Origin of the sequence: Paenibacillus sp. yr247 (assembly GCF_900103825.1) — a bacterium.
In the GTDB taxonomy this organism is placed as follows: Bacteria; Bacillota; Bacilli; order Paenibacillales; family NBRC-103111; genus Paenibacillus_E.
On the sequence record NZ_FNIF01000001.1, the window covers coordinates 83,320 to 108,482 of the forward strand.

The following is a 25,163-nucleotide window of genomic DNA, read 5'->3' on the forward strand; positions in this document are numbered from 1 at the left end:
GAAGCGCAAAAAGCGCCACATTTGCAATTTATGAAATTTTTTTTCTCTACGATTAGAGTTATTTTATTCGAATGGAATTGTCCGTGATTCCGCTAGTGCCCGAATATCTGACCCGCAAGCATCTCTATTACTCTAAACACATACACTGTTATAACTAAGCAATGGTGTGACGAGGAGGGGTACAGTTGAGATATACAGTGCAATATATACCTCTAAGTAAGATTAAGCCGGAAAGTATCATCAGTAAGACCTCACTACGTAAGAAGGAGTTAAAAAAAGTTGCACAGGATCTTATGCACCTATTGGTCGTGCGTAAAAGCAGAAAAGAGGGTGGTTACATCATCCAAGGCGGACATCAACATTTCGATTTCCTCAAAAAGCACACAAATAAAAGTAGTGCTGTTTGTCTTGTCGATGAAAGCAAGATTTCAGCAAGCGTTGGAAAAATATTAGATCGCTTCCGCAAACGACAACTACCTTATGATGTTCCTTACCTCAAACCGGATCGGATTGCAGTCAACAGCTGGTCTATCATTCGTACTTTTCTGAAACGGGAACCCCGTTTTCGAAGGCTTTCCCGTAGACAGCAATTGAAGGTGCTTCGGCTTGGTATTCAATATAGGAAAACAACTATGCTATCCATGCAAGCAAAAGTAGAAGATCTATTAAAAAAGATAGTACTCTGATTATACTAAGCTAATTGGGAAAGCCACCCGGCCTTTAGACTTACATTTGGAAAGCCGCGAAGCAGGAGGGATCCCATCAATAAATAATAGTTATGACCAAGGACTAGCGGTAATTTTACGCTAGTTTTTTTTATTTATTTCGGCAAATTGTAGTTTTAGGCCATTGCTTTTGAGAAATCATCAGTTTTCAATTATAAAATCACAACTGGTTTATTGTTTTTACGCATATGGAATTCAGAGACTATCCAGTAGTCTTAGGTAAGAGATGCATCTCACCATAAAATAACTGGAGGGTCAATGAATGAAGAAAATATTAGCTTCTACGATGACTGTCTTGATGATGGGTACAATGATTGCTTGTTCCTCTCAGACGCAAACTGCACCTAATTCAACGAAAGAAACGCAATCGCCAGCCGCAAACAGCACCGTAACGACATACCCAATCAAAACGAATAAGACACTGACGTATTGGGGCGAGATCGTTAGCAATTTAACAGGTGTTAAAACAACACATGATGAAGTTCCCTTCTTCCAAGAGTGGCAGAAAAAGACAGGTGTGCCGCTCAAATTCTCTGCACCGCCGTCGGGTCAAGGGAAAGAGGCGCTAAACGTGATGCTGGCGTCCGGAGATTTGCCGGATATGATCGAATACAACTTTCTTTCGTTCCCGGGTGGACCTGAGAAAGCCATTAAAGACGGTTACATTCTTAAACTGAATGATCTGATCGATAAGCATGCGCCGAACCTTAAGAAATATTTGAAAGAGCATCCTGAAATCGACAAAATGGTAAAAACCGATAACGGCAGCTACTATGCGTTTCCTTTCATTCGGGGAGATGAGTATCTTCAAGTATTCCAAGGCCCAATTATTCGCAAAGATTGGCTAGATGAGGTAGGTCTTCCTGTACCGGAAACGATTGATGAATGGACAACTGCTCTTAAAGCGTTTAAAGAAAAGAAAGGAGCAGCTGCACCTCTTTCTTTCATTAGTAAACCGAACTTTTTCAATGACTCTGGTAATGGCGCGTTTCTAGGGGCTTTTGGGGTTAACCGCAATTTCTATTTGGAAAATGGACAAATCAAATTCGGTCCGGCTGAGAGCGGATACAAAGATTATCTGGCCTTGTTCCAAAAATGGTATAAAGAGGGCTTGATAGATAAAAATATAGCCACCGTAGATACGAAAGCCCTGGATGGAAACTTCGCTTCAGCCAGCACAGGCGCAAGTATTGGGAATGCCGGAGGCGGTATTGGGAAATGGCAGCCGATAGTCCAAGCAAAAGATCCGAAAGCTCAATTGGTCGCAGCTCCATACCCGGTATTGAAAAAAGGAGACTTTCCTAAATTTGGTCAGAAGGATAAACCTTATTCTTCAGGGGGTATCGTCGCCATTACGACTAAAGCGAAAGATCCTGAATTAGCGACGAAGCTGCTGGATTATGGATATAGTGAAGCAGGAAGGATGTTTTTCAACTTCGGTACGGAAGGCGTCAGCTATAATTTAGAAAACGGTTATCCGAAATATACAGATTTATTAATGAAAAATCCGGATAAATTGGCTCCGGCGCAAGCGATGTCGTTGTATGTTCGCGGCAGCTATAACGGTCCGTTTATCCAAGATAAACGATATGCAGAGCAATTCTTTGCTTTGCCAACCCAGCGTGACGCTATCAATATTTGGAAGAAAACGGATGTGGACAAATACAGTCTGCCGCCGCTTACACCAACGCCGGAAGAGAGTACAGAGTATGCTAAAATCATGAATGACGTCAACACCCTAGTCGATGAAATGACGTTGAAAGTCGTTTTGGGAACCGAATCTGTAGATCAATATCCAAAATATGTGGAGAAAATGAAGTCCTTGAAACTGGATCGCGCTATTGAAATTCAAAAGGCAGCTTTGGATCGTTATAACAAAAGATAATGAGGAGTTGAGTGGAGAGGGCCCCGTCCTCTCCATCCATTCAGAATGAGGTGAGGGAATGATGGAGAATACGCAACCACTTAAGCGTATTGAAATAGTAAAGAAAAAACCGGGCATAAATCGATATGTCCGTGATTTTATATTGAATAAGTACTTGTATCTGATGATGGTTCCGGTACTTGCCTATTATGTTGTTTTTCATTATGCCCCGATGTATGGCGCGCTTATTGCCTTCAAAGAATATTCGCCCATGAAAGGAATCATGGGCAGCGAATGGGTTGGATTTAAACATTTTCAAGATTTTTTCAGCAGTTTTTACTTCTGGCGTATTTTAAAGAATACGAGTGTCATTAGTCTGTACTCGTTGATATTTGAATTCCCGGCGCCTATTATTCTGGCGTTGTTAATCAATGAAGTACGCAGTAAGATGTTCAAGCGTGTGGCTCAAACGATTACGTATATGCCTTACTTTATTTCGCTTGTTGTTATTTGTGGAATTATCACCGATTTTACCAATGCCGATGGTGTGATCAATAAGATTATTATGGCTTTTGGGTATGATGGCCAAGCGATGCTGCAGAAGCCTGATTTATTCCGTCCCATTTATATCCTATCGGAGATTTGGCAGCGTATTGGTTGGGAGTCCATCATTTATATTGCTGCATTAATGAGTATCGATCAGGAGCAGTATGAAGCAGCTCGCATGGACGGAGCAAGTCGATGGAAGCAGATCATTCATATTACACTGCCTGGCATCATGCCAACGATCGCCATCATGTTCATCTTGCGAATGGGGAATTTATTAAATGTCGGATTCGAGAAAATTATTCTCCTCTATAATCCGGTCACGTATGAAACGGCGGATGTCATATCTTCTTTCGTTTACCGTAAAGGATTGCTTGAATTCGGATGGAGCTACAGCGCAGCAGTAGGCTTATTTAACTCTTTAATCAATCTCATTTTACTGATTTCAGCCAATTATATCAGCCGCAAAGTAAATGAAAGCAGCTTATGGTGAGGTGAACCCAATGAATAGAGGACCGAGTATTCTTGAAAGATTTTTCGATATCGGCATACATCTTGTTCTAATCGTCCTAGTGGTTGTCACTTTATATCCGCTGATCTATGTGATCTTGGCATCCTTTAGTGAGGCAGGTCAGCTTGTGGCCCATAAGGGAATGCTATATAAGTCACTGGGATTCAGCATAGAAGCATACAAAGGTGTAATGAAAAATCCAGGTATTCTGATTGGCTACAGAAACACACTGTTTATCGTCGTGGCCGGAATAACGGTGAATCTCATGATGACAGCGTTGGGGGCTTATGTGCTGTCAAGGAAGAATGTGATTTGGAATAAAGTATTTATGATCATCATCGTTTTCACCATGTTCTTTCATGGCGGTTTAATTCCTTTATATCTGGTTGTAAAAAATGTAGGCCTTCTGGATTCGTTATGGGCTACAATTGTCCCATTTGCGATTGGTACTTTCAATTTAATTATCATGCGTACGGCATTTATGGCTGTACCCGATAGTTTAGAGGAGTCGGCCAAGATCGATGGGGCGAATCATTTCACCATCTTGTTCAAGATCATTATTCCGCTTTCCATGCCGGTCATTGCTGTTATGATTCTGTATTATGCGGTTGATAAATGGAATGCCTGGTTCTATGCATCCGTGTTTATTAAAAGCAGGGACTTGTTCCCCTTACAGCTTGTGCTCAGGGAGATCTTGATCGCGAATTCTACGGATGGAATGTCTGTTGGGGCGGATGCGGGTGATCGTCATCAGATCGGTGAAACGATTAAATATGCGACGATTGTCGTAGCAACTTTGCCAGTACTTTGTATTTATCCTTTTGTACAACGATACTTTGTAAAGGGGGTTATGGTAGGTTCTTTGAAGGGGTAACAACGTGTAGCGGTGGTGAATAGAGTTTTTGTCAATCGGTTTTGTCATTTTGGATATTCCTCCCCTTGCATTAAGAGGTATAATAGAGGAAAGTGGAGACATTCCCTTCAGACCAATATCCATCAATCATTGGGAGGAGATCCAACTGAAGATCCGATTTCTTTGGCAGAAGCGAAAAAGCATTATTTTTACTTGGTTAATTTCATATAGCGCGGTGTTGTTCGTCCCGATGATGATGAGCTTGATTATATATGCGCAATCCAGTGAGGCATTAAAGAGTGAGATTCATCGTGCCAATGATTCCTTATTAAAACAAGTCCGTTATACGATAGACAATCAAATTGATTTAATGAAACGATTGAATATGGAGATCACTTGGAATGAAAAGCTTCGAACCATCATGTACTCGAACTTATCTTCAAACGAGGATCAATTCCTCGCTTTTCAATTGGTGAAAGAATTTAAGATGTACCAAACCTCCTATGCAACAATCGATGAGTTTTATGTCTCTTGGGATCAGGAATCCTCGATCCTGCGTCCGGGCAATATCAGAGATATGAAGACAGCTTATGAAACGATTCATAATACAGGACAGCTAAGATATGAGCAGTGGTTAGATACAATTCATAATGCAACAAATAACCAATTCCTATTACTGCCACGCGCAGATGAGGCTGTTCCTCAAACATCCATCGCTTACATTGCCCACCTGCCGAAGGATTTGAATGGCAAACAAACCGGTTCTGTTGTCGTAATGGCCGATATGGATAGATTCCAGAAAGCAATTGAAAGCATTTCCGGGTTTAGTGGCGGACAAGTTTTGATTCTTAATCATGATAATCAAGTTCTTCTCTCCAATTTACCAGTGTCGGTCAATGAGAACCTTATTTTAAAGCAATTGATGGATAAGGATCATGTCATGCTAACACCGGCGAAAAATGGGGATTCAGAGCTATTTTATATGCAGTCTGAGGTATCTGATTTAAAATATGTGCTAGTTATACCAAGTCGTACATATTGGGAAAAAGCAGAATATGTCCGTAAATTTACGTATATCAGCATTATTATTAGTTTAATGGGGGCAGGCGTACTGACATGGTTTTTTATGCGCCGCAATTATTCGCCCATTCAGCGGTTGGTTCAGTCGCTTTCTGATAAGAATTCCATGGAGGAACGGTCAGATGGAAATGAACTTAACTTCATTCAAAGAGCCATTTCGCATACGAGAAGTGAAAAAGATAAAATTGCTTTGCAATTGCAATCCCATCACCACGTGCTGCGTTCCAATATGTTGAATCGGCTCCTGAAAGGGAAGATGGATACACTGATTCCATATGAAGAGGCCTTCAAATCGTTCCATATTGATTTAATCTCTACTGATTTTGCGGTCATTTTATTTGCTGTTGAGAATCAGGAAAGCCTTTCCTCCAATTTACCGGGAATGGATATGAACGAACGAAGAAAACTGATTCAGTTCATAATAACCAATGTCGTGGAAGAGCTGGTTGGGCATCGCGGGCATGCAGGTTATGTGGCTGAAGTAGATGATATGATGGTTTGTCTAGTGAATTTTGCAGATATCGAAGCGGCAGAAATGAAGCAGGACCTCCACTGGATTGCCAAAGAAGCACAGCGGTTTTTAATGCGATTCCGCATGGATCTTACGGTATCGCTCGGTGGTATACACGGCTCCCTGTTTGGAGTCGCTGAAGCGTATAGTGAGGCATTGGATGCTATGGAGTATAAGATGGTTCGGGGAAAAAGAGAGATTATTACTTACGATGAAATTCGGATCGATTCCACGGATCAGCAGCAACTGGGGGGCTATTATTATCCCCTTCAGGTAGAGCAGCAGATTATCAATCTGATAAAAATTGGCGATTTTGAACAGGCTCGGGCGAGTATGAACGAAATTATGGAACGGAATTTTAATAAGCCCCTCGTATCACTGACCTTGGCTAGATGCCTCATTTTCAACTTTGTCGGTACGATGGTGAAGGCGATCAATGAACTTGGAGACGGTGACAGCCGTATTTTGGGGGACAATCCGTTGTGGATGGATAAGATCATCGCCTGTGATACCATTCTTGAAATGCAGCAAGAACTCCAAACCTTGCTCAAAGAGGTATGTGCGTTTGCGACGGCAAAAATGGAGACAAACTTGTCCAAGGAACGTGCAGAGACGCTGCGTGAACTTATAGCGAAAGTAACCCATTACATCGAGGAGCATTATCAGGATTCTAATTTAAATGTGAATACAATCGGTGAACGCTTCGAGTTAAAAGGTAGTTATATCTCTAAATTGTTTAAGGATCAGACGGGTGAGGGCCTGTTGGATTACATGACAAGAGTTCGCATTCAACAAGCCAAACGCATGATCAGTTATAAGCAAGATTCCATATCCGATATCGCCAATTATGTGGGTTACAACGAGGTGGCAACTTTCATTCGAGTGTTCAAAAAATATGAGGGAATTACACCTGGAAAATTCAAGGAAATGAACTGACTCACGTTTGGCATTCAGGCCATGGAGGTTGACCATATGAGTAAAAGACATATAAGTACCTCAATCATTCTGATGTGGGTAATTGCCCTTTTGTTATCGGCTTGTACTTTTGAAAATAACTCAGCAAAGCCTGCAGAGCCAAGTTCAAACACGAGGAAGGTAGAACAATCTGATCAAGGCAAGAAGGCGCTATCCTATTGGTCTGAACTTAACGGCAATGCGGCGAGTGTCAAACCGAATATTCAGGATATACCGTTTTTCCAAGAATGGCAGAAGAGAACGGGGGTAAGGCTCACCTTCATTCAACCGCCAGCTAATCAAGCGAAAGAAGAGATGAATGTTTTATTAGCGTCAGGTGATTTGCCGGATATGATGGAATATGAGTGGGATAACATCCCCGGAGGCCCTGAGAAAGCGATCAATGACGGTTATATTTTGAGATTGAATGATGTTATAGACAAGCATGCACCGAATCTAAAAAAATATTTAAGTGAACATCCGGAAATAGACAAACAGATAAAAACAGACGCTGGCAGCTATTATGTGTTCCCATTCATACGGGGTGATGATCTGCTTCGGACCTATCAGGGGCCCATTATTCGGCAAGATTGGCTTCAGGAGCTTGGTCTGCAGACGCCGACAACAATCGAGGAATGGTATACGGTTTTAAAGGCTTTTAAAGAGAAAAAGGGAGTCGCCGCTCCATTGACATTCTTAGGAGTTCCCAATCCTTTATTCGGCATTGAGAGCGGTGGTTTTGTCGGCGCCTATGGGATAAAAAAAGGGTTCTATTTGGATAACAGCCAAGTGAAGTTTGGACCTATGGAAGAGGGTTACAAACAGTTTCTCGCTACATTTCGCAAATGGTATGCAGAAGGATTGATTGACAGAAATATCGCTACGGTTGATACTAAAACGCTGGATTCCAATATGACTTCAGGAAGAAGCGGGGCAACCATATGGAATGCTGGCGCAGGAATTGGAAAATGGCAGCCAATTGTTCAGGAGAAAGAAAAGAATGCTTTGTTCGGGCCCGCACCATATCCAGTGCTAAATAAAGGAGATAAGCCTAAGTTTGGGCAACGGAGTTATGCTTATATGGGGACTGGCGGGGTTGCGATATCAACCAAAAGCAAAAACGCAGAAGCAGCTGCGAAGATGCTTGATTACGGGTATAGCGACGAAGGTCATATGCTATTCAACTTCGGGATTGAGGGAATTAGTTATAATATGAAAGGCGGATACCCGACATATACGGATTTAATTTTGCGAAATCCCGATAAACTCGCACCATCTCAAGCTCTTTCGATGTATAACCGAGCTAGTTACTTTGGTCCTTTCGTCCAAGACGTTCGTTATTTGGAGCAATATTACACACTGCCCCAGCAAAGGAATGCCATTCAAATCTGGTCGAATACCGATGTAGATCGTTATGTGCTGCCGCAAATACCGAAGACTGAATTAGAAAATGCAGAGCTTTCTTCCATCATGATCGATGTCATGACGCTTGTTGACGAGATGTCGTTGAAAATCATACTTGGCGTGGAACCTTTGGACGCCTTCAAAAACTATGTTAGTAAAATCAAAGCATCCAAAATTGATCGTGCCATACAGATCCAGAAATCAGCTTTAGATCGATATTATAAGCGTTAAGAGTTTGTATAAAAGGGCTAATGCAACGTCTATTGACAATGTGTTAGCCCTGTTCCTCCGTTATTCCGAATTTGAGAACTAAATAAAGCGTCTGCGTCTGGAGGAGGAAAATATGGTCTCTCGATACTCATTTTTCATCAGATTAATCACATTCATTACATTGATCAGTACGATTCCACTTTTGTTTCTGGGTGTATACGCTTTCTTTCAATCCACTTCTGCGGTCCAAACCAAAGTCAATGAAGCAAACATTTTCATTTTGCAGCAGTCGCAAAGTAGGGTCGAGCAGATTTTAAAAGTAATCGATCAAGTATCTAGGCGCTATGCAGAAACTCCTTTTGTCGTTGGTTCCATCTCCAAACGGATGGAAATTGAAGACTTTCAGGACATTGATTGGCTTGTTAAAGGGCTTCTTGGTGTGCAAACCTATGAGTTGGGTGTTAAGGATGTGGAATTGCATAGTCTACGGAATGATTGGTATATCAAAGACGGGGGCTTTTATTTTGGAAAGGATACTTCCCAAAAATCCTTTTCTTTGGACTCCGCATTTAACTCCCGCTGGTCCCCGGAGTTGGATCCGGCTTTTGCAGGCATTAAGCTGGTGAAGACAATCCCAACCACGACGGCAGATCCCAAGGGATATTTGTCTGTTCGTGTGTCCAATATCGAGCTGGCGAAGCTGCTGACAGGCGGCTTTTCGACCCGGGAAACGATGATTGTTGACGACAAGATGAATATCATCATTCATACCGATGAGAAGAGAATCGGTCAAAGCGTTAACTCCGAACCATGGTCGCAAGAACTGCGGAACACGGGCAAGACTCAGGGGTATTTTAACAGCACATCGCTTGGCAAGCCGTACAGTGTAGTCTACAACCAATCTATGTACAATAACTGGACTTATGTATCTATTATTCCCATAGAGGAAGCGAAAAAGGAGTCTGCCAATATCGGATGGGCAACTTTGACAGCCTGTCTGCTTCTTTTGCTTTTTACTGCTTTGCTGTCCTATTGGGGCTCAAAACGTATATATTTCCCTGTACGCAGCTTGATGGAATTCACGATGAGGCAAAGCAAACCATCCGGTGATGAAACGGTAGTTAAAGACGAATTACAGTGGATTGGTACACAGTTCGCTTCGCTGCATCAATCGAAAGAACAGCTGGAAGGGAAAATGAAGATGCAGTCAGGTCAACTCGTCGACTACTTCATGTTAAAGCTCTTCCAAGGAGAGTTGAACCGTAGTGAGCTGGAGGGAAAAGCAAGTCAGTTTCAACTGCCTGCTTGGCGTCGATATGCGGTTCTGGCCATACAAATCGATACCTTAGCGCAAACGCGTTACGATGCCAATGAGCAGGATTTGCTATTGTTTGCGATGAACAATATAGCCTCCGAATTGATCCCGGCACCGCAGCGCATTCATGCGATGCCTATAGGTAATTATCAGGTCACATTGGTCGGGAGCGATGCCGAGAGCCACGGGGCTCTACTGAGTGAGTTGAGCGGTCTTGCTGAGTCCGTCCAGCGGGCTGTTGATGAATTTTTGGGACTCAAAGTCAGTGTAGGGATCAGTCGTCCGTATGAGATGATGTACGCAACACCGCAAGCATTTCTTGAAGCCAAAGAAGCACTGCAATATCGGATTCGACTTGGGGAAAAAGCCATTTTGCATATTGGTGATTTGAAGCCGCAGCAGGCGTCTCAGCATTACTATCCGCATCACCTGGTGTCGAAGCTTACACAAGCCATCACCTTTCTCGATAAGGACGAGGCCGGAGAACAGCTTCATCAGTTTATTCATGAAGTGCTTAGGGTGGCTAGTGAACCCACTCTTTATCGGATGTCATTTGCCATGCTTCTGACAGATCTGGTGCGCTTTGCTTACGACATGGGTGCTGCTGGAACCATGGTTTCCCAGGATCACCGAAATAAATATGAGCAGTTATTCAACTTGAAGACGCCGGAAGAAATCGAAGATTGGTTCAAGTCGCAGATGATCGCCCCCATGATGAAGTTAACTCGAGATGTGCATGAATTTTCCGGTAAAAGCATCTCTCGTTCCGTAATGGATCTGATCCATGACAATTTTGACAGCGATCTCACATTAGAGCAATGCGCGATGAGGTTGAATTACAGCACACATTACATTCGCCGGATGTTTCGTAAGGAGACCGGCATGAATTTTAGCGACTATCTGGCAGGGTTTCGTCATGATATGGCCAAAAGCTGGCTGAGTGGGACAGAAATGAAGATTACAGAAGTAGCTGAACGTTTGCAATATACGAATGCGCAAAATTTTATTCGTCAGTTCCGCAAGCTGGAGGGGATGACACCAGGTCAATACAGGGATCAGAAGTTGAAAGAGCTGTGTGAACAGAAAGGCTGATTCCAATGATTATCTTAAGGAACGCTAGTGATTATCAAGCACAGTTTGCAGCTATATTTTCCGTAAATCGCAAGTGGAGCGCTGTTGATTATTGAACGCAACTTTCGGCTTAGGTAATCTGAGGCTATCAACCGAATCAAGGAGGACAATGGATGGTGGAACTGATTTCTTCGCCGATCAAAGCGGCAGCCAGGAGCAATGCCCGCCACAGGTTATTAGCGAGGCTGATTAAAAACAGATGGCTGTACCTGATGGCAATTCCAGGCATGCTCTACTTTATTGTGTTTAAATACTTGCCAATGTGGGGGCTGCTTATCGCCTTTCAGAACTACCAGCCTACACTGGGAATGCTGCATAGCAAGTGGGTAGGGTTTCAGCATTTCGAACGATTTTTCTTTGATGCTTCTTTTTTAATGCTTTTCAAGAACACGCTCATCTTGGCTTTTTATAATTTAGTTTTCTTTTTCCCGCTGCCGATTGTCATGGCACTCTTGTTAAATGAACTGAGGAAGGAAGTGTTTAAGCGCACCATTCAAACCATTATTTATATCCCGCATTTTGTATCGTGGGTCGTCGTAGTGGGGATTTCTTATATTTTCTTTACGACTGAAGGAGGGATTGTCAACGATGCGATTGCAGCGTTGGGATTTCCTAAAGTAGAATTTCTGATTTCAAGCGAATGGTTCCGTACCATGATCGTTTCGCAGGTCGTTTGGAAAGAAACAGGTTGGGGAACGATTATCTTTCTGGCTGCATTGGCTGGGGTCGATCAGCAGTTGTATGAAGCTGCTACCATTGATGGCGCTGGCCGATTCCGGCAGTTGTGGCACATCACGCTTCCAGCTATACGAAGTGTCATTGTCATCCTATTCATTCTAAGACTCGGCTCTTTCCTGGATACCGGGTTTGAACAAATCTTCCTCATGCTAAACGCAATGAACCGCGATGTAGGCGAAGTATTCGATACTTATGTCTATAATGTGGGTATTCAGCAGGGCCAATTCAGTTATAGTACCGCAGTTGGATTGTTCAAATCGTTGATCGGACTGATGCTTGTTATGGGTGCGAACCGGATGGCCAAAAAATTCGGCGAAAGCGGTTTGTATTAAGAAAGGAACGGTTACTGATGATCAACAAAAGCTTAGGCAGCCGTATTTTTGACGGTGTCAATTACACATTTTTAATTTTAGTTGCTTTGGTAACTATTATTCCCTTTATCTATATCGTGTCCGTCTCATTTGCGGAACCGGCGGAGGTGCTACGGCGCGGGTTTATTCTATTCCCAACCTCATTCTCGCTCGAAGGGTACAAATACATATTTTCCACTAGCATTATGATCAGGAGTTTGCTTGTTACTGTCGGAATTACACTTGTGGGGACATTTATTAATTTGTTGTTCACGTCGCTGCTGGCGTATCCATTATCGAGACAGGACTTTGACGGTAGAAAGACATTTATGATGCTTATTGTATTCACGATGTTGTTTAACGGCGGCATTTTACCGACCTTTCTCGTCGTGAAATCGCTCGGAATGCTTAACAGCTACTGGTCACTTCTCATACCCAATGCCATTAGCGCTTTTAATCTGATCGTCGTGGTGAGCTTTTTTCGGCAATTACCGGAAGGTCTTGAAGAGGCAGCAAAGATCGACGGCTGCAGCGATTTGGGATTGCTTTTCCGCATCGTACTCCCGTTATCGGCACCGGTGCTGGCAACATTTGCTTTATTTTACGCCGTAGGACATTGGAATACATTTTTCAATGCGATCTTGTACATCAATGATGCTAAAATGTGGCCGATCCAAGTTTGGTTGAGGCAAATCGTGATCTTATCTCAGGGAGGGATCGGCGATTCCACCCAGTTTGATCAGAATTATATTGCTCCGCCGTCGCAAATTATTAAGATGGCTGTTATTGTCATCTCTACTGTCCCCATATTGATCGTATACCCTTTTCTGCAGAAGCATTTTGCCAAAGGGGTTATGCTAGGCTCTGTCAAAGGTTGAAATGGTTTTCAAAATTTTTATCACATAAAATAGAATAGGGGAGGCAACACCACAATGAAACGTCAATTGAAAATGAGAAAAACAGGAATCACAGCAATTAGTGTTATCGTAGGAGCAACGGCATTGCTCACGGGTTGCGGGAGCAATTCGAGTCCGACAGCAGGAGGAACTGCTTCGAGTACTGCAGCGAGTACCACAGCGAGTACCACAGCGGTAAAAAAAGAACCTTTAAAATTGAGCATAATGACATTAATGTATGCTGAGCCTCCGAAGGCAGACAGCGATGTGCAAAAGAAGGTCGAAGAATACACCAACACCAAGCTCGATATCTCTTGGGTACCGAACTCCTCCTACAAGGACAAGGTTAATGTGACGATCGGTTCTGGTGAACTGCCGAAGGCCATGCTCGTACAAAATAATAAGGATTCTAATATTCTGAGTGCTATCCGTTCAGGTATGTTCTGGGAAGTTGGCACGTATTTAAGCGAGTACCCTAATTTATCCAAAATGAATAAGTCGGTATTCGATAATATTAAGGTGGATGGTAAGATTTATGGATTGTACCGTGCCCGTGATTTAACGACCTCTGGGATTATTTTTCGCAGCGACTGGTTGAAAACGGTTGGTCTTAGTGAACCGAAAACAATAGACGATCTTTACAACGTTCTAAAAGCATTTACATTAAATGACCCAGATAAGAACGGAAAGCAGGATACCGTAGGCCTAACGGAAGAAAAAGTGATGGATGGTTTTAATACATTGGCTTCCTACATGGGTGCTCCGAATGGCTGGGAAGTGAAGGACGGCAAGCTGAGCCCGGATTTCCAATCACCTGAATATTATGAAGCGATGAAATTTTACAAAAAACTCTATGACGAGAAGCTCATTAAACAGGACTTCCCTGTGCTGAACAACCAGCAGAAAAAAGATGATATAAATCAAGGCAAAGCCGGCGCTGTAATTTCCAACATGATTGATGCAGCGGGCTACCAAGCAACACTTACCAAAACGTTTCCTGGAGCAGATATCGATGTGGTGAGCCGCATTAAAGGACCAAAAGGTGAAAGGACATTCGGTGGTCAAGGCTATAACAGTGTATTTATGTTTCCGAAATCAAGTGTGAAGACAGAAGCTGAACTGAAGCAGATCCTCGGATTTTACGATAAGCTATCTGACCAGAAAATGCTTGATTTGTTAGGGTGGGGCATTGAAGGAAGACATTATAAGATAGAAGAAAACAAACCGGTATTCATCGACCAAAAGCTGCAGGACACAGAAATTGGATCCAGTTATCTCCAATTGCAAGTAGCGAAATATACGGCTAAAACGACAGGGAAAGAAACACAGTTGATGGAAAAATACGGAAAAATGATTAAAGATAACGAGGCGATTGCCGTTAATAACCCATCTAACCCGCTTGATTCTAATACGCAAACGACAAAAGGCAGCGAATTAAAACAGATCATTGAAGATGCCCGTACTAAATTTATTTTGGGCAAGCTGGATGAAGCGGGATGGAAGCAGGCGATCGAGCAGTGGCGTAAAGCGGGTGGTGATAAAATTATCGAAGAATTCAGCGCACAATATGCGAAGAATGCGAAGTAAAGATGTTTAAGGGGCAGTTCTGCCCACTTCTTAAGAATCCAATCCAATACATGGTTTCACAAAAACAGTCCCCGCAAGAGAAGGGGACTCGTTCTTGCGATGCATGGTAAACGCTTACATTTTATTAAAACTTATTAAGGGGGTGATCAAACGGTGTAAGGACAGCCAGAAACCGAACATAACGGGCATAAAAAATCTAATTAAAGTGACGGAGGTTCATTTGATGAAAAAGAAGGTCGGTTGGAAGTTGTTAGCAACAGTATGGATGTTTATGTTAGTTCTATCATTTGTTATGCCTATTGAATCGGCACATGCAGGCACACCTTGGAGAAGTTCGTTATATCCATCTAATTGGACCCCGGGGTTTACAGATGCGCAAGGCAGGTTTTTTCAGGACTTTTCTTATGCGGGTTATTGGAGAGGTGAGAAAAGCATCCCAACCACTCCGCCAGGCGCCACCTATAACGTCGTAACCCAGTATGGGGCGGATCCGAGCGGGGCCTTAGACTCTACGAATGCCATTCAGAATGCCATCGATGCTGCCGGTGCCGCTGGAGGAGGCATTGTGTATTTACCTGCTGGCACGTACCGTGTTAAGCCGCAAGGAACGAATATAAGTGCACTCTGGATAAATAAGGATAGTGTCGTGCTCCGGGGTGCAGGAACATCATCAACGTTCATTTACAATGATTCTGCGAGTATGCGCAGTAAAGCGGTCATCCGTGTTGCGCCGGTAACGTCAGCAGATTGGTTTACGCCAACGAATACCCCTACTTCCGTTCGAAGTGATCTGCATCCGCTGTACACGACAATTCCTGTTAACAGTGTTAATGGATATTCTGTAAACGAATTTGTTATCGTGCACTCCGATGCAACGGATGCTTTCATTGCCGAGCACGGTATGACCGGTAAATGGGACGCATCCGTGAAGGGACCGACGTTCTACCGGAAGATTACAGGTATTGATGCTTCTACCAACACGCTTACAATCGATATACCTATTCGTTATGACGTGAAAACAAGAGATAATGCCCGTGTATATAAGATTGGCGATGCAATTGCGGAAATAGGAATCGAAGACTTGTCCGTCGGCATGAAGGAGAATCCGGGAACGGGATGGGGAGATTTGGATTACAACGTACCGGGCACGGCTGCTTACGATGTGCATGACTCTAAGGCGATAACAATCGAAAATGCCAAAAACGGCTGGGTGGATAACGTCAACAGCTACAAGCCTAGTTCGAATAGCGGAGATTTTCACGTGTTATCCTATGGGATTTCGCTCAATCAATCTCGTACAATTACGATCCAGAATACCAATTTTCAGAAGCCGCAGTATAAAGGCGAAGGCGGCAACGGATACTTGTATGCCATAAGGGGCTCGGATAACTTGGTGCAAAATGCTACGGCCACGAACGGAAGACACAACTTCAATTTCAGAAGCATGTGGACGAGTGGAAACGTCATCACGAGCAGCACATCGAACTTCCCTAGATTGGCATCGGATTTCCATATGCATTTAAGTATGGCCAACTTATTCGATAACATGACGATGAACGGTGACTTTATCGATGCCGAGTATAGACCGTTCGGAACGGTAGAGCATGGATGGACGACAACGCAATCGGTAATTTGGAATACAAACGGTGTTGCGTACTACTCCGGACAGTCGTCCATTGTGACATCGAAGCAGTGGGGTCAAGGCTACGTGATCGGAACACAAGGGGCCGCAAACGGTGTGACATATACGGTATCGCCTACGGATGGCTCCGCGCCACAGGATCTGGTAGAGGGTATCGGTACGGGAGTGGATTTGATGCCGCAATCCTTATATTTGGATCAAAAGGCGAAGAGGGGCTTCCCCAACTATACGACGATTCCTGCGAAAATCGAAGCCGAAGACTTTAGCGCGATGAGCGGCATACAATTGGAAACTACGACGGATACGGGCGGAGGACTAGACGTAGGTTGGATTGATGCGGGCGACTGGATGTATTATAACGTCAACGTACCGACAGCTGGAACCTATACAGTGCAATACCGCGTGGCCAGTCCGAACACTACCGGTCAGATTCAATTACAGTCGGGTGCAACGGTATTAGCAACAACAGCTGTACCGAATACGGGAGGCTGGCAGAATTGGCAAACCGTGACGACTACTGTAAACCTGAACGCAGGACAGCAAACCTTGCGTGTGTATGCAGGCGGATCAGGGTTTAACGTTAATTGGATCAATTTTGCCGTACAACAACAACCGACAAATTTGCTGACAAATCCCGGTTTTGAAACAGGCGATCTGACTGGATGGTCGGAATGGCACCCAACCGGTCAAGTGTCGGCACACAAAGTAGACACGGATACCCCACGCACTGGAAGCTATAAATTAACCCATTGGGCATCTACCAGTTACCAACAAATATCGTCTCAAACGAAGACAGTTCCAAACGGACTCTATTCGGTCAGCGTATGGGTACGCTCCGGCGGGGGACAAAATGCGTTGCAGCTATTTGCGAAAAACTACGGTGCCGCTGAACTGGATGCTGTTATTGGATCCGGCCCAGTATCGACTTATACGAAATATACGATAGATAACATCCAAGTGACGAACGGCACCATTGAGATTGGTATTTGGAATGATGCGAACGCTGGCAACTGGGCGGCATTCGATGATTTTGAATTAGTACAAAAGTAAGACGTAAAAAGTGAATCATAACAAAACGGCGCTCTAAAAACTAAATCTAATTCCTCTTTGATAACGGCAGAAAAGATCAAAAGTCATTCAACAAAAGATTAATAAGCAGCGGCAGCTAGGAACGTTGTTTTCATGTTCTTGTCTGCCGCTGATTTCAGAATTTCATCGCCTTGGCGTTGATGTTGATTTGATTATTTTTTTAATTGTCAAGGTGGCATAGTAATAACCACTATCACCAGGTCTGCAGTTATATGCCTTAAAGGCCAATGAAGTCTATAATATAGTAATAATTGGGATCCCCACTCCAAATACTAGTAATAAATTTTTGCGATGAATTCATTTCTTTCTCCATATATGCTCAGTCAACTTCAAATGAGTCGTCATAGAATAGAAGACAAGGGACGAGTACGATGAGAGGAAGTGCTTGTGAGATGAAGAAAACAAAATATAAGTCCACTAAGAGACGATCGAGGAACAGGGAAATTGCACAAGTGACTGCCCAAATTAAGGATGTTATAAATAAGGTGCCCGTTCTTATTGTTTTAAGGGATGGAAGTTGCTACTGTGGCATTGTTCGTGATCTGCAAGGTCAAGAATTACTTTTTGAAGGTGTAAAGGGGAAAAAGACTCTCCCTAAAAATTCGACTAAGGCTGATGTAAACATTTCAGGAATAGGTGGCTTGGCTGGCTTGCTAGGTAATTTGGGTGGTTTGGGCGGACTTTTTGGTGGTTTAGGTGGTAAGGGAGGCGGAGGTTTTTTGGGATCTTTGGGCGGTTTCATGAAAATAGGTATGGGTATGCTTAAATTCATTGTGCCGTTGATGAGTGGCTTTGGGATTTAACCCATAAGAATCCAAAAGAACTGAGAGAACCACAACTCATTTGACTTTTTATTGAACTTGGTGTAAAAATGAAGTAACTGAATGTTCTGAATAAATTCATTGACGAGAACGAGTACGTTAAGCCCTTGTCCCCCAGAGAGTTGGCCATGCGCTGGAAGCCAACGTTCAAGACTTAGCTGAAAATCCTCTCCGAGAAGGAAAGCTGAAGCAATCGAGTAAGCTGCCCCGGGAATCCCACCGTTAAAAGGGCCGCGTATGATAGTACGTTGGGTGAGGTGTCGTATGATCGTTTACTCCAAGATCATTACGAAACAAGGGTGGTATCGCGAGTTAGAATCTCGTCCCTTATGGGACGGGATTTTTTTTGTTTTGCCAAAAAACCAATAAAAGGTGGAAAAGGGATGACAAGCTTGAGAAAAGTTGATGTAAAAGAAAAGGCAAGAACCCGTGAACTACGTGTTCTTAAACAGTGGGAACTAAACGACACGTTTCACCAGTCAATAAAAAATCGCGAGGGAAAGATGAACTTTGTTTTTTATGAGGGGCCTCCGACAGCAAATGGAAAGCCACATATCGGCCACGTTCTTGGGCGAGTAATTAAAGATTTCATCTGCCGTTACAAAACCATGACTGGATACCGAGTTGTCCGTAAAGCCGGATGGGATACGCACGGCCTTCCAGTAGAGCTCGGTGTGGAAAAACAACTGGGTATCTCTGGGAAACAAGAGATCGAAAATTATGGTGTAGCCAAATTCGTGGAGATGTGTAAAAGCAGTGTATTCGAGTATGAGAAGCAATGGCGCGAGCTTACCGAAGGCATTGCTTATTGGACGGATATGGATAATCCGTATGTTACACTTACAAACGATTATATAGAGAGCGTGTGGCACATTTTATCCGTGATCCATAACAAAGGACTGCTATACAAAGGTCATCGCGTTAGTCCATACTGTCCTGATTGTCAAACGACACTGAGTTCTCACGAAGTGGCTCAAGGTTATGAGGATGTAAAAGATTTGAGTGCTACCGTTAAATTCAGAAGCAAAAGCAGCGACGAAATCTTCCTAGCATGGACGACAACGCCTTGGACGCTTCCTGCAAACGTCGCGTTAGCTGTCAATAAAAACATCGACTATGTCAAAGTAAAACACAATGGTGAAGTGTATATCCTTGCTGAAAATCTGGTGGAAAAGGTCATGAAAGATAACTACGAAATCTTATCTACGCATAAAGGATTAGAGTTTATAGGTACTCCTTATGAGCCTCCTTTCGGTTATATTCAATTGAACAAGGGGCATATCGTCGTAGAAGCAGATTATGTCAGTGATACGAGCGGTACTGGTATCGTTCATATCGCTCCGGCTCATGGTGAAGACGATTACCATACGACCCGCAAGCACGGACTGGATTTCTTGAATGTAGTCGATTTATCCGGACGCTATACAAATCAAATCAGCAATTTCGCTGGTCGGTTCGTCAAAGATTGCGATGTCGATATCGTGAAAAACTTGTCCGAGCGTAATTTGTTATTCTCCAAAGAGCGTTACGAGCACAGCTATCCTTTCTGCTGGCGGTGTAAATCTCCGTTGCTGTATTATGCTACTGAAAGTTGGTTCATAAAAACAACAGCGGTCAAAGATCAACTAATCGAGAACAACAGCAAGATCGACTGGCACCCTTCTCACCTTCGAGAAGGACGTTTCGGCAAGTTCCTCGAAGAGCTTGTTGATTGGAATATCAGCCGAAATCGCTATTGGGGTACGCCTCTTAACGTCTGGGTGTGCCAGGATTGCGGTTCAGAATATGCGCCGGGAAGTCATAAAGACCTGAGAGAAAAAGCGGTGCAATCGATTGACGAGAACTTGGAGCTTCACAAGCCTTACATTGATGAAGTGAAGCTACGTTGTTCTTGCGGTGGCACGATGGAACGTACTCCGGAAGTAATCGACGTATGGTTCGACAGTGGGTCGATGCCATTTGCGCAGCATCATCATCCATTTGGCGATGAGAGGCAGTTCCAAGACCAGTACCCTGCCGATATGATCTGTGAGGGGATCGATCAAACAAGAGGCTGGTTCTTTAGCTTACTTGCAGTATCTACGCTTTATAACGGGAAATCACCGTACAAAGGGGTTATTTCTACAGGACATGTTCTGGATGAAAACGGACAAAAAATGTCCAAGAGCAAGGGAAACGTCGTTGATCCTTGGGAAATCATCGATGAGTTTGGTGCTGATGCTTTCCGTTGGGCTTTGCTTTCCGACAGTGCACCATGGAATAGCAAACGATTCTCTAAACAAATTGTAGCCGAAGCAAAATCCAAAGTGGTCGATACGATGAACAACACGCACGCTTTCTATGCGCTCTACGCTACGATTGATCAATATAAGCCGGAAGAGTACCCTGCCCGGCCTTCCATAAACCAATTGGATCGCTGGGTTTTATCGACGTTGAACAGCACCCTGCAAAGTGTAATAAAAGGGTTGGAAGGCAATGACTTTTTAAATCCAGCAAAGCGTATTGAAAAGTTCGTCGACGAGCTCAGCAACTGGTATATTCGTCGTTCTCGTGACCGTTTCTGGGGCAGCGGGATGACCGCGGATAAAGTGTCCGGGTATCAAACACTGCGAGAAGTACTACTGACTTTGGCGCGGATGATCGCCCCATATGCTCCGCTAATTGCCGAAGACATTTACGGTAACCTTGGTGGTGAAGGGAGCGTGCATCTGGCGGACTACCCAAAGATTAACGAATCCTTAATCGATTTGACACTGGAAAGCGACATGGAAACAGCAAGGCAAATTGTTGAGCTGGCTCGCAGCGTTCGAAACGAAACGGGAATCAAGACTCGACAGCCTTTGTCTGAATTGATTATCTCACTTGATCATGATTTCAACCTAAGTCGATTTGAGGATATCATTAAAGATGAAATCAACGTCAAAGAAATTCACGTAGAACAAAATGACATCGGCTACGTTGACTTCAATTTGAAGCTAAACCTTAAAGTGGCTGGGAAAAAGTACGGGAAATTCGTCGGACCGGTGCAAAACCATTTAAAGCAGTTGTCCACTTCAGAAGCTAAAAATGCTGTTGATAATGGTTATCTAGAGTTTATGATCGACGGAGAACTGCTGCATATAACTCTTGATGAGATCCTAGTAGATAAGCAGGCAAAAGAAGGTTTCGCTTCCGCAACTGGTTACCAGATCACAGTGGCTCTAAATACAATGATAACAGTTGAGCTTGAACAAGAAGGCCTTGTTCGCGAAGTCATTCGCGCTATTCAGGATTACCGTAAGAAGCTGGATTTGCCGATTGAAAAACGCGTCAACCTTGTTCTCAATGTTGATGCACAGATGAAAGAAGCGCTTGAGCGTTTTGATCATGTGTTGAGTGAGAATGTACTGTTATCCGGAGTTAGATATGCTAAGGAAACCGACATGGAGCCAGTCTCGATCGGGGATAAGATCATACACATGCTAATTGAGTGAGAAATTGGAGATTCAAAGTCTTAAATAAATTAGGCTGCTGTTGAGTTTGTGACTCGGCAGCCTTTTTTGCTGTATTATTACATAGAAAGCCACAATCTGCATAAGATGGGTCTGAACTGTATCTTTATATCCATAATGTGCAACATTAAAAGGCTGGCGATCAAGAATTTGAAAGTCAACCAAATGGAGATAGATGGGGTGAGGATCGTCATCGATCAGATTAATGATTCGCCAAACTTCAACGGTATGTAATTCAATTCTTTCGGATATTTGATCCGTCCACATTTTTCCATCAGTAAATTCAAGGATCGACCATATTGATCCTTGATTCTGACGAGCAAAGCCGGTTGTCGGCACAATGTGTAACTGCCAACAATCCATAAGAATTGTCAGCAGCGAAAAATTAAGACTGATTAAGTTACAACAAACTCAACTGTAACTGGGGTTGATGGATCAAGTACGTCTCCACCTGGAATAGTAATCGACGTAGTGGTAGCTGTTGAAGTATCAGCAGTCTGAAGCATAGCGTTAATGTAAAGATTGTAATACGCTGGGGAAGCTGGGAATGCTGTAGCAGCTGCTCCGGTGTCAGCTGTGAAAGCTGTAGCTGCAATCGCAAACGTCGCACCTGTACCTGTCCCAGCTCCTATTGTGGAAGTAAACCTTCTGCCAGCAATAAAGGGTTTTGTTATCGGCATCTTCTATCACCTCTCTTTCTATCTCTATTAGATGCTAGAAGACGCAGCAGGGGAAGGGCGAATCATTGAATGAGTAAACCTATTTTTATGAGACTTGGGCAATGAATTGTATGGTTTCAAGAGTAATCGGCGTGCCCGAATAAATAGTGCTACTTTGGGGGTTCAAGGTTAATGTATTTGGGCTTACGCTATATACGTTTCCCTCTTGCAATATCCCGTTGATAAAAAGATTATTAAAACTATTTGGACCGAGGCCTGAAAAAACGGAAATTATATTTCCAGCATCGTCTTTAAATAGATTGGCCGGAAAAGCTTCATGGGACGTCAAGACTAAATCTGAACTCAGATTATAAATATATCTATTAACCGCAGGTATAATGGTGACTTCGGGGAGGGGGCCTGGTGGTCCTTGTGGCCCCGGCGGACCTTGTAATCCTGGAAGACCCTGTTCCCCTGGAGGCCCCGGCGGGCCTTGTAGTCCCGGAAGACCTTGTTCCCCTGGAGATCCCGGCGGGCCTTGTAATCCTGGAAGACCTTGTTCCCCTGGAGATCCCGGCGGGCCTTGTAATCCTGGAAGACCTTGTTTCCCTGGAGGCCCCGGCGGACCTTGTAATCCTGGAAGACCTTGTTCCCCTTGAGTACCTGGAGGGCCTTGTAATCCTGGTGGTCCCTGTATTCCTTGCAGGCCAGGCACATAAACACGACGGATGGCCTTCTTTCGCCCAGATTTCCTTCTGATGACCTTAAGCTTTTTACGTTTATTTTTCCTTTTCAGAGCACAAATTTTCCTGACGGGCACGCCTTTTTTTCTCTTTAAGAGGATGAATTTACTCCGTTTTTTCTTACGGTCTTTGCAGTCCTTCAAATAAGATCACCTCCCACGTCAGAAATCTCCGGCTTTTTACCTTGATTTATTTCCATTTTATTTCTATGCCTATTTTATGCCATCAAACACTTTGAAGAATGGTCATTTAACCAATAGTTAATAGACTGAAATCTATCTTTCTGAAAATAGGCAATTGAGCATATCGATCAGGAACATTTGGGAGTATTCGTTCCTTCGGCGCAACATAATCATTGTTAATTAATAAAATAATTCTAATATGGTTATCATTCAAGAAGAAGGCGTACAAAATCGCACGCCTTCTTCTTGTCACAACGTATGCTTTTAAAGCATCACAATATACTTAAAACGCATTTTTAGTCCGCGAGGACTGGGACGGGTTCGTTCATCAATCATACATAATCATGCCAGTTCCTCTTACTTTGCTATTGCTTTAGCCAAGCGTTGCTGAGCAGCATAGCGCCGCGAGTTGATTCGGTTTCAGCCAAGTCATTAAGCATGACAAAGTCATGGATAATGCCTTGAAAACGCACTGAAGTTACTGGAACCCCAGCTTGTCGAAGCTTGATAGCGTAAGCCTCTCCCTCATCTCGTAATACATCTGCTTCATCTGTAATGATTAGTGCTTTAGGAAGCCCTTTTAATTGCTCATTAGATGCACGAAGCGGAGAGGCGTATATTTCTTCTCTTTGCTTCGGATTGGTCGTGTACTGGTCCCAGAACCATTGCATCGAATCGCGACGGAGGTAGTAGCCTTTAGCGAACTGATCATAGGAAGCTGTATCGAATGCTGCATTTGTTACAGGATAAAAAAGCAGCTGCTTCTCGATTTTCGGACCCTTGCGTTCTTTGGCCAGTAGCGTAATTGCTGCTGAGATATTTCCTCCGACACTATCACCGGCTACCGTAATTTTTTTCTCATTCATCCCGTACTTCTTGCCGTTTTTAGCGACCCAATCTAAGACCGTGTAAACCTCTTCTAGGGCAACTGGATATTTGGCTTCAGGTGAGAGACTAAAATTTGTGAAAACGACGGCTGACTGTGAACCTACTGCAAGCTCACGTATTAGGCGATCATGCGTATGTGAATTACCCAATACCCAACCACCCCCGTGACTATACAGAATTACGGGTAGATTTTTTGGTGCGTTTTTCGGTTTAATAATTCGTATGGAAACCTTTCGAGTAGGTCCGCCTGGAATCGTTAGATCTTGTATATCCACAGGAGGCTTTTTAACGGGACCGGATTGAACTTTATCAAGAGCCTCACGGGCTTTTACTGGGCCAAGGTCAAACGGATACGGTGGGTTAGCGGTCTTCTCTACAACCTTCTGAGCTGCTGGTTCAAGGAAGACTTCATTCTGCTTCACGGGTTGTTGTGAAGGTTCTGAATAATTGGAAATTTTTGCTTGTGTTGGATTGGCTAGAGATGTTTTTACTCCATTTGAATTCATTGAACCGCAGCCAGACGCTACAAGCATGAACGTTAAGCTCGTTGCTACTAATGTTATTCCTTTATTCTTCATAATTAACTCCTCAATTAATGTTATATTTAAATAACATTTAATGTTATATTTAAATAACATTTCCTGAGACAAATATTCTTATGTATCACCTCAAAACAGAAGTTTTGACTTCGTCTTATTCGACAATTATGATGCACGTACCGGTTGGCACGATGCCTCATGAGGATGTCATGAAGGCCATCGATCTGCTTGGAACAGAGGTGGCTCCTCGGGTTCGAGAAGAAATATCAAGATGGGAAGCAGTGAACGAAGCGAAGATGTAAACACAGCGCCTTGTCAAATATTAAAATTAATCGAAGGAAGGCTGCCGAAAAGCATTGGATCGGCAGCCTTCTCATTTAACGGGCAAGATAGCTCAATATAAATTTTTGTTGATTGATAATTACATGTGGAAT

18 protein-coding genes, 1 pseudogene and 1 other annotated feature are annotated in these 25,163 nt (G+C 43.4%); of the genes and pseudogenes, 14 read left to right on the forward strand and 5 right to left on the reverse strand.

Annotated features, from left to right (window positions below):
• Positions 1 to 185 precede the first annotated feature (185 nt).
• The 13 genes from BLT91_RS00405 to ileS all read left to right on the forward strand — a co-directional run bounded on the left by BLT91_RS00405 (position 186) and on the right by ileS (position 21,700).
• On the forward strand, positions 186 to 686 hold the full coding sequence (locus tag BLT91_RS00405) for a hypothetical protein (RefSeq protein ID WP_090815473.1): 501 nt from the start codon (positions 186 to 188) through the stop codon (positions 684 to 686).
• Between the two features lie 301 nt (positions 687 to 987).
• Positions 988 to 2,610 (forward strand): extracellular solute-binding protein, encoded by a 1,623-nt coding sequence (locus tag BLT91_RS00410; protein ID WP_090815475.1) that lies wholly within the window; start codon positions 988 to 990, stop codon positions 2,608 to 2,610.
• Positions 2,611 to 2,773: 163 nt separating this feature from the next.
• Positions 2,774 to 3,628, forward strand: a complete 855-nt coding sequence (locus BLT91_RS00415; RefSeq protein WP_254776782.1) for an ABC transporter permease — start codon at positions 2,774 to 2,776, stop codon at positions 3,626 to 3,628.
• Positions 3,629 to 3,638: 10 nt separating this feature from the next.
• Positions 3,639 to 4,520, forward strand: a complete 882-nt coding sequence (locus BLT91_RS00420) for a carbohydrate ABC transporter permease (protein WP_254776726.1) — start codon at positions 3,639 to 3,641, stop codon at positions 4,518 to 4,520.
• Positions 4,521 to 4,548: 28 nt separating this feature from the next.
• Positions 4,549 to 7,026, forward strand: coding sequence for a helix-turn-helix domain-containing protein (locus tag BLT91_RS00425; RefSeq protein WP_254776727.1), 2,478 nt, complete (start codon positions 4,549 to 4,551; stop codon positions 7,024 to 7,026).
• A gap of 36 nt (positions 7,027 to 7,062) precedes the next feature.
• Positions 7,063 to 8,679 (forward strand): extracellular solute-binding protein, encoded by a 1,617-nt coding sequence (locus tag BLT91_RS00430; RefSeq protein WP_090815479.1) that lies wholly within the window; start codon positions 7,063 to 7,065, stop codon positions 8,677 to 8,679.
• 112 nt (positions 8,680 to 8,791) lie between these two features.
• Complete coding sequence (locus tag BLT91_RS00435; protein ID WP_090815481.1) at positions 8,792 to 11,065, forward strand: helix-turn-helix domain-containing protein; 2,274 nt, start codon at positions 8,792 to 8,794, stop codon at positions 11,063 to 11,065.
• A 152-nt stretch (positions 11,066 to 11,217) separates the two neighbouring features.
• Positions 11,218 to 12,174, forward strand: a complete 957-nt coding sequence (locus tag BLT91_RS00440; RefSeq protein WP_254776728.1) for an ABC transporter permease — start codon at positions 11,218 to 11,220, stop codon at positions 12,172 to 12,174.
• 14 nt (positions 12,175 to 12,188) lie between these two features.
• The gene (locus BLT91_RS00445; RefSeq protein WP_090815483.1) at positions 12,189 to 13,070 is read left to right on the forward strand and encodes a carbohydrate ABC transporter permease; all 882 of its coding nucleotides are present in this window, start codon (positions 12,189 to 12,191) and stop codon (positions 13,068 to 13,070) included.
• Between the two features lie 54 nt (positions 13,071 to 13,124).
• Positions 13,125 to 14,675, forward strand: coding sequence for an extracellular solute-binding protein (locus BLT91_RS00450; protein ID WP_090815485.1), 1,551 nt, complete (start codon positions 13,125 to 13,127; stop codon positions 14,673 to 14,675).
• A 223-nt stretch (positions 14,676 to 14,898) separates the two neighbouring features.
• Entirely contained in the window at positions 14,899 to 17,367 is a 2,469-nt protein-coding gene (locus tag BLT91_RS00455; protein ID WP_175532020.1) for a carbohydrate-binding protein, read from the forward strand.
• Positions 17,368 to 17,798: 431 nt separating this feature from the next.
• Positions 17,799 to 18,209, forward strand: coding sequence for a hypothetical protein (locus BLT91_RS31120; protein ID WP_175532021.1), 411 nt, complete (start codon positions 17,799 to 17,801; stop codon positions 18,207 to 18,209).
• Between the two features lie 90 nt (positions 18,210 to 18,299).
• Positions 18,300 to 18,558 (forward strand) — a binding site (T-box leader).
• 61 nt (positions 18,559 to 18,619) lie between these two features.
• Positions 18,620 to 21,700, forward strand: a complete 3,081-nt coding sequence (ileS, locus tag BLT91_RS00465) for an isoleucine--tRNA ligase (protein WP_090817125.1) — start codon at positions 18,620 to 18,622, stop codon at positions 21,698 to 21,700.
• Between the two features lie 12 nt (positions 21,701 to 21,712).
• Here ileS and BLT91_RS00470 read toward each other — a convergent pair whose 3' ends face one another.
• The 5 genes from BLT91_RS00470 to BLT91_RS00485 all read right to left on the reverse strand — a co-directional run bounded on the left by BLT91_RS00470 (position 21,713) and on the right by BLT91_RS00485 (position 24,768).
• A complete protein-coding gene (locus BLT91_RS00470; RefSeq protein ID WP_254776729.1) occupies positions 21,713 to 22,081 on the reverse strand; it encodes a multicopper oxidase domain-containing protein in 369 nt (122 codons plus the stop codon).
• Between the two features lie 32 nt (positions 22,082 to 22,113).
• A complete protein-coding gene (locus tag BLT91_RS00475; protein WP_090815491.1) occupies positions 22,114 to 22,398 on the reverse strand; it encodes a DUF4183 domain-containing protein in 285 nt (94 codons plus the stop codon).
• An 85-nt stretch (positions 22,399 to 22,483) separates the two neighbouring features.
• Complete coding sequence (locus BLT91_RS33755; RefSeq protein ID WP_368086767.1) at positions 22,484 to 22,726, reverse strand: DUF4183 domain-containing protein; 243 nt, start codon at positions 22,724 to 22,726, stop codon at positions 22,484 to 22,486.
• Positions 22,727 to 22,740: 14 nt separating this feature from the next.
• Complete coding sequence (locus BLT91_RS32505; RefSeq protein ID WP_254776730.1) at positions 22,741 to 23,100, reverse strand: hypothetical protein; 360 nt, start codon at positions 23,098 to 23,100, stop codon at positions 22,741 to 22,743.
• Between the two features lie 567 nt (positions 23,101 to 23,667).
• Positions 23,668 to 24,768 carry an alpha/beta hydrolase gene (locus BLT91_RS00485; RefSeq protein ID WP_254776731.1) on the reverse strand — a complete coding sequence of 367 codons (1,101 nt, stop codon included), beginning with the start codon at positions 24,766 to 24,768 and terminating at the stop codon, positions 23,668 to 23,670.
• 128 nt (positions 24,769 to 24,896) lie between these two features.
• On the opposite strand from BLT91_RS00485, the pseudogene BLT91_RS00490 reads away from it, so the two are divergent.
• Positions 24,897 to 25,031, forward strand: a pseudogene (locus BLT91_RS00490) (LLM class flavin-dependent oxidoreductase); the annotation flags it as partial.
• Between the last annotated feature and the right edge of the window lie 132 nt (positions 25,032 to 25,163).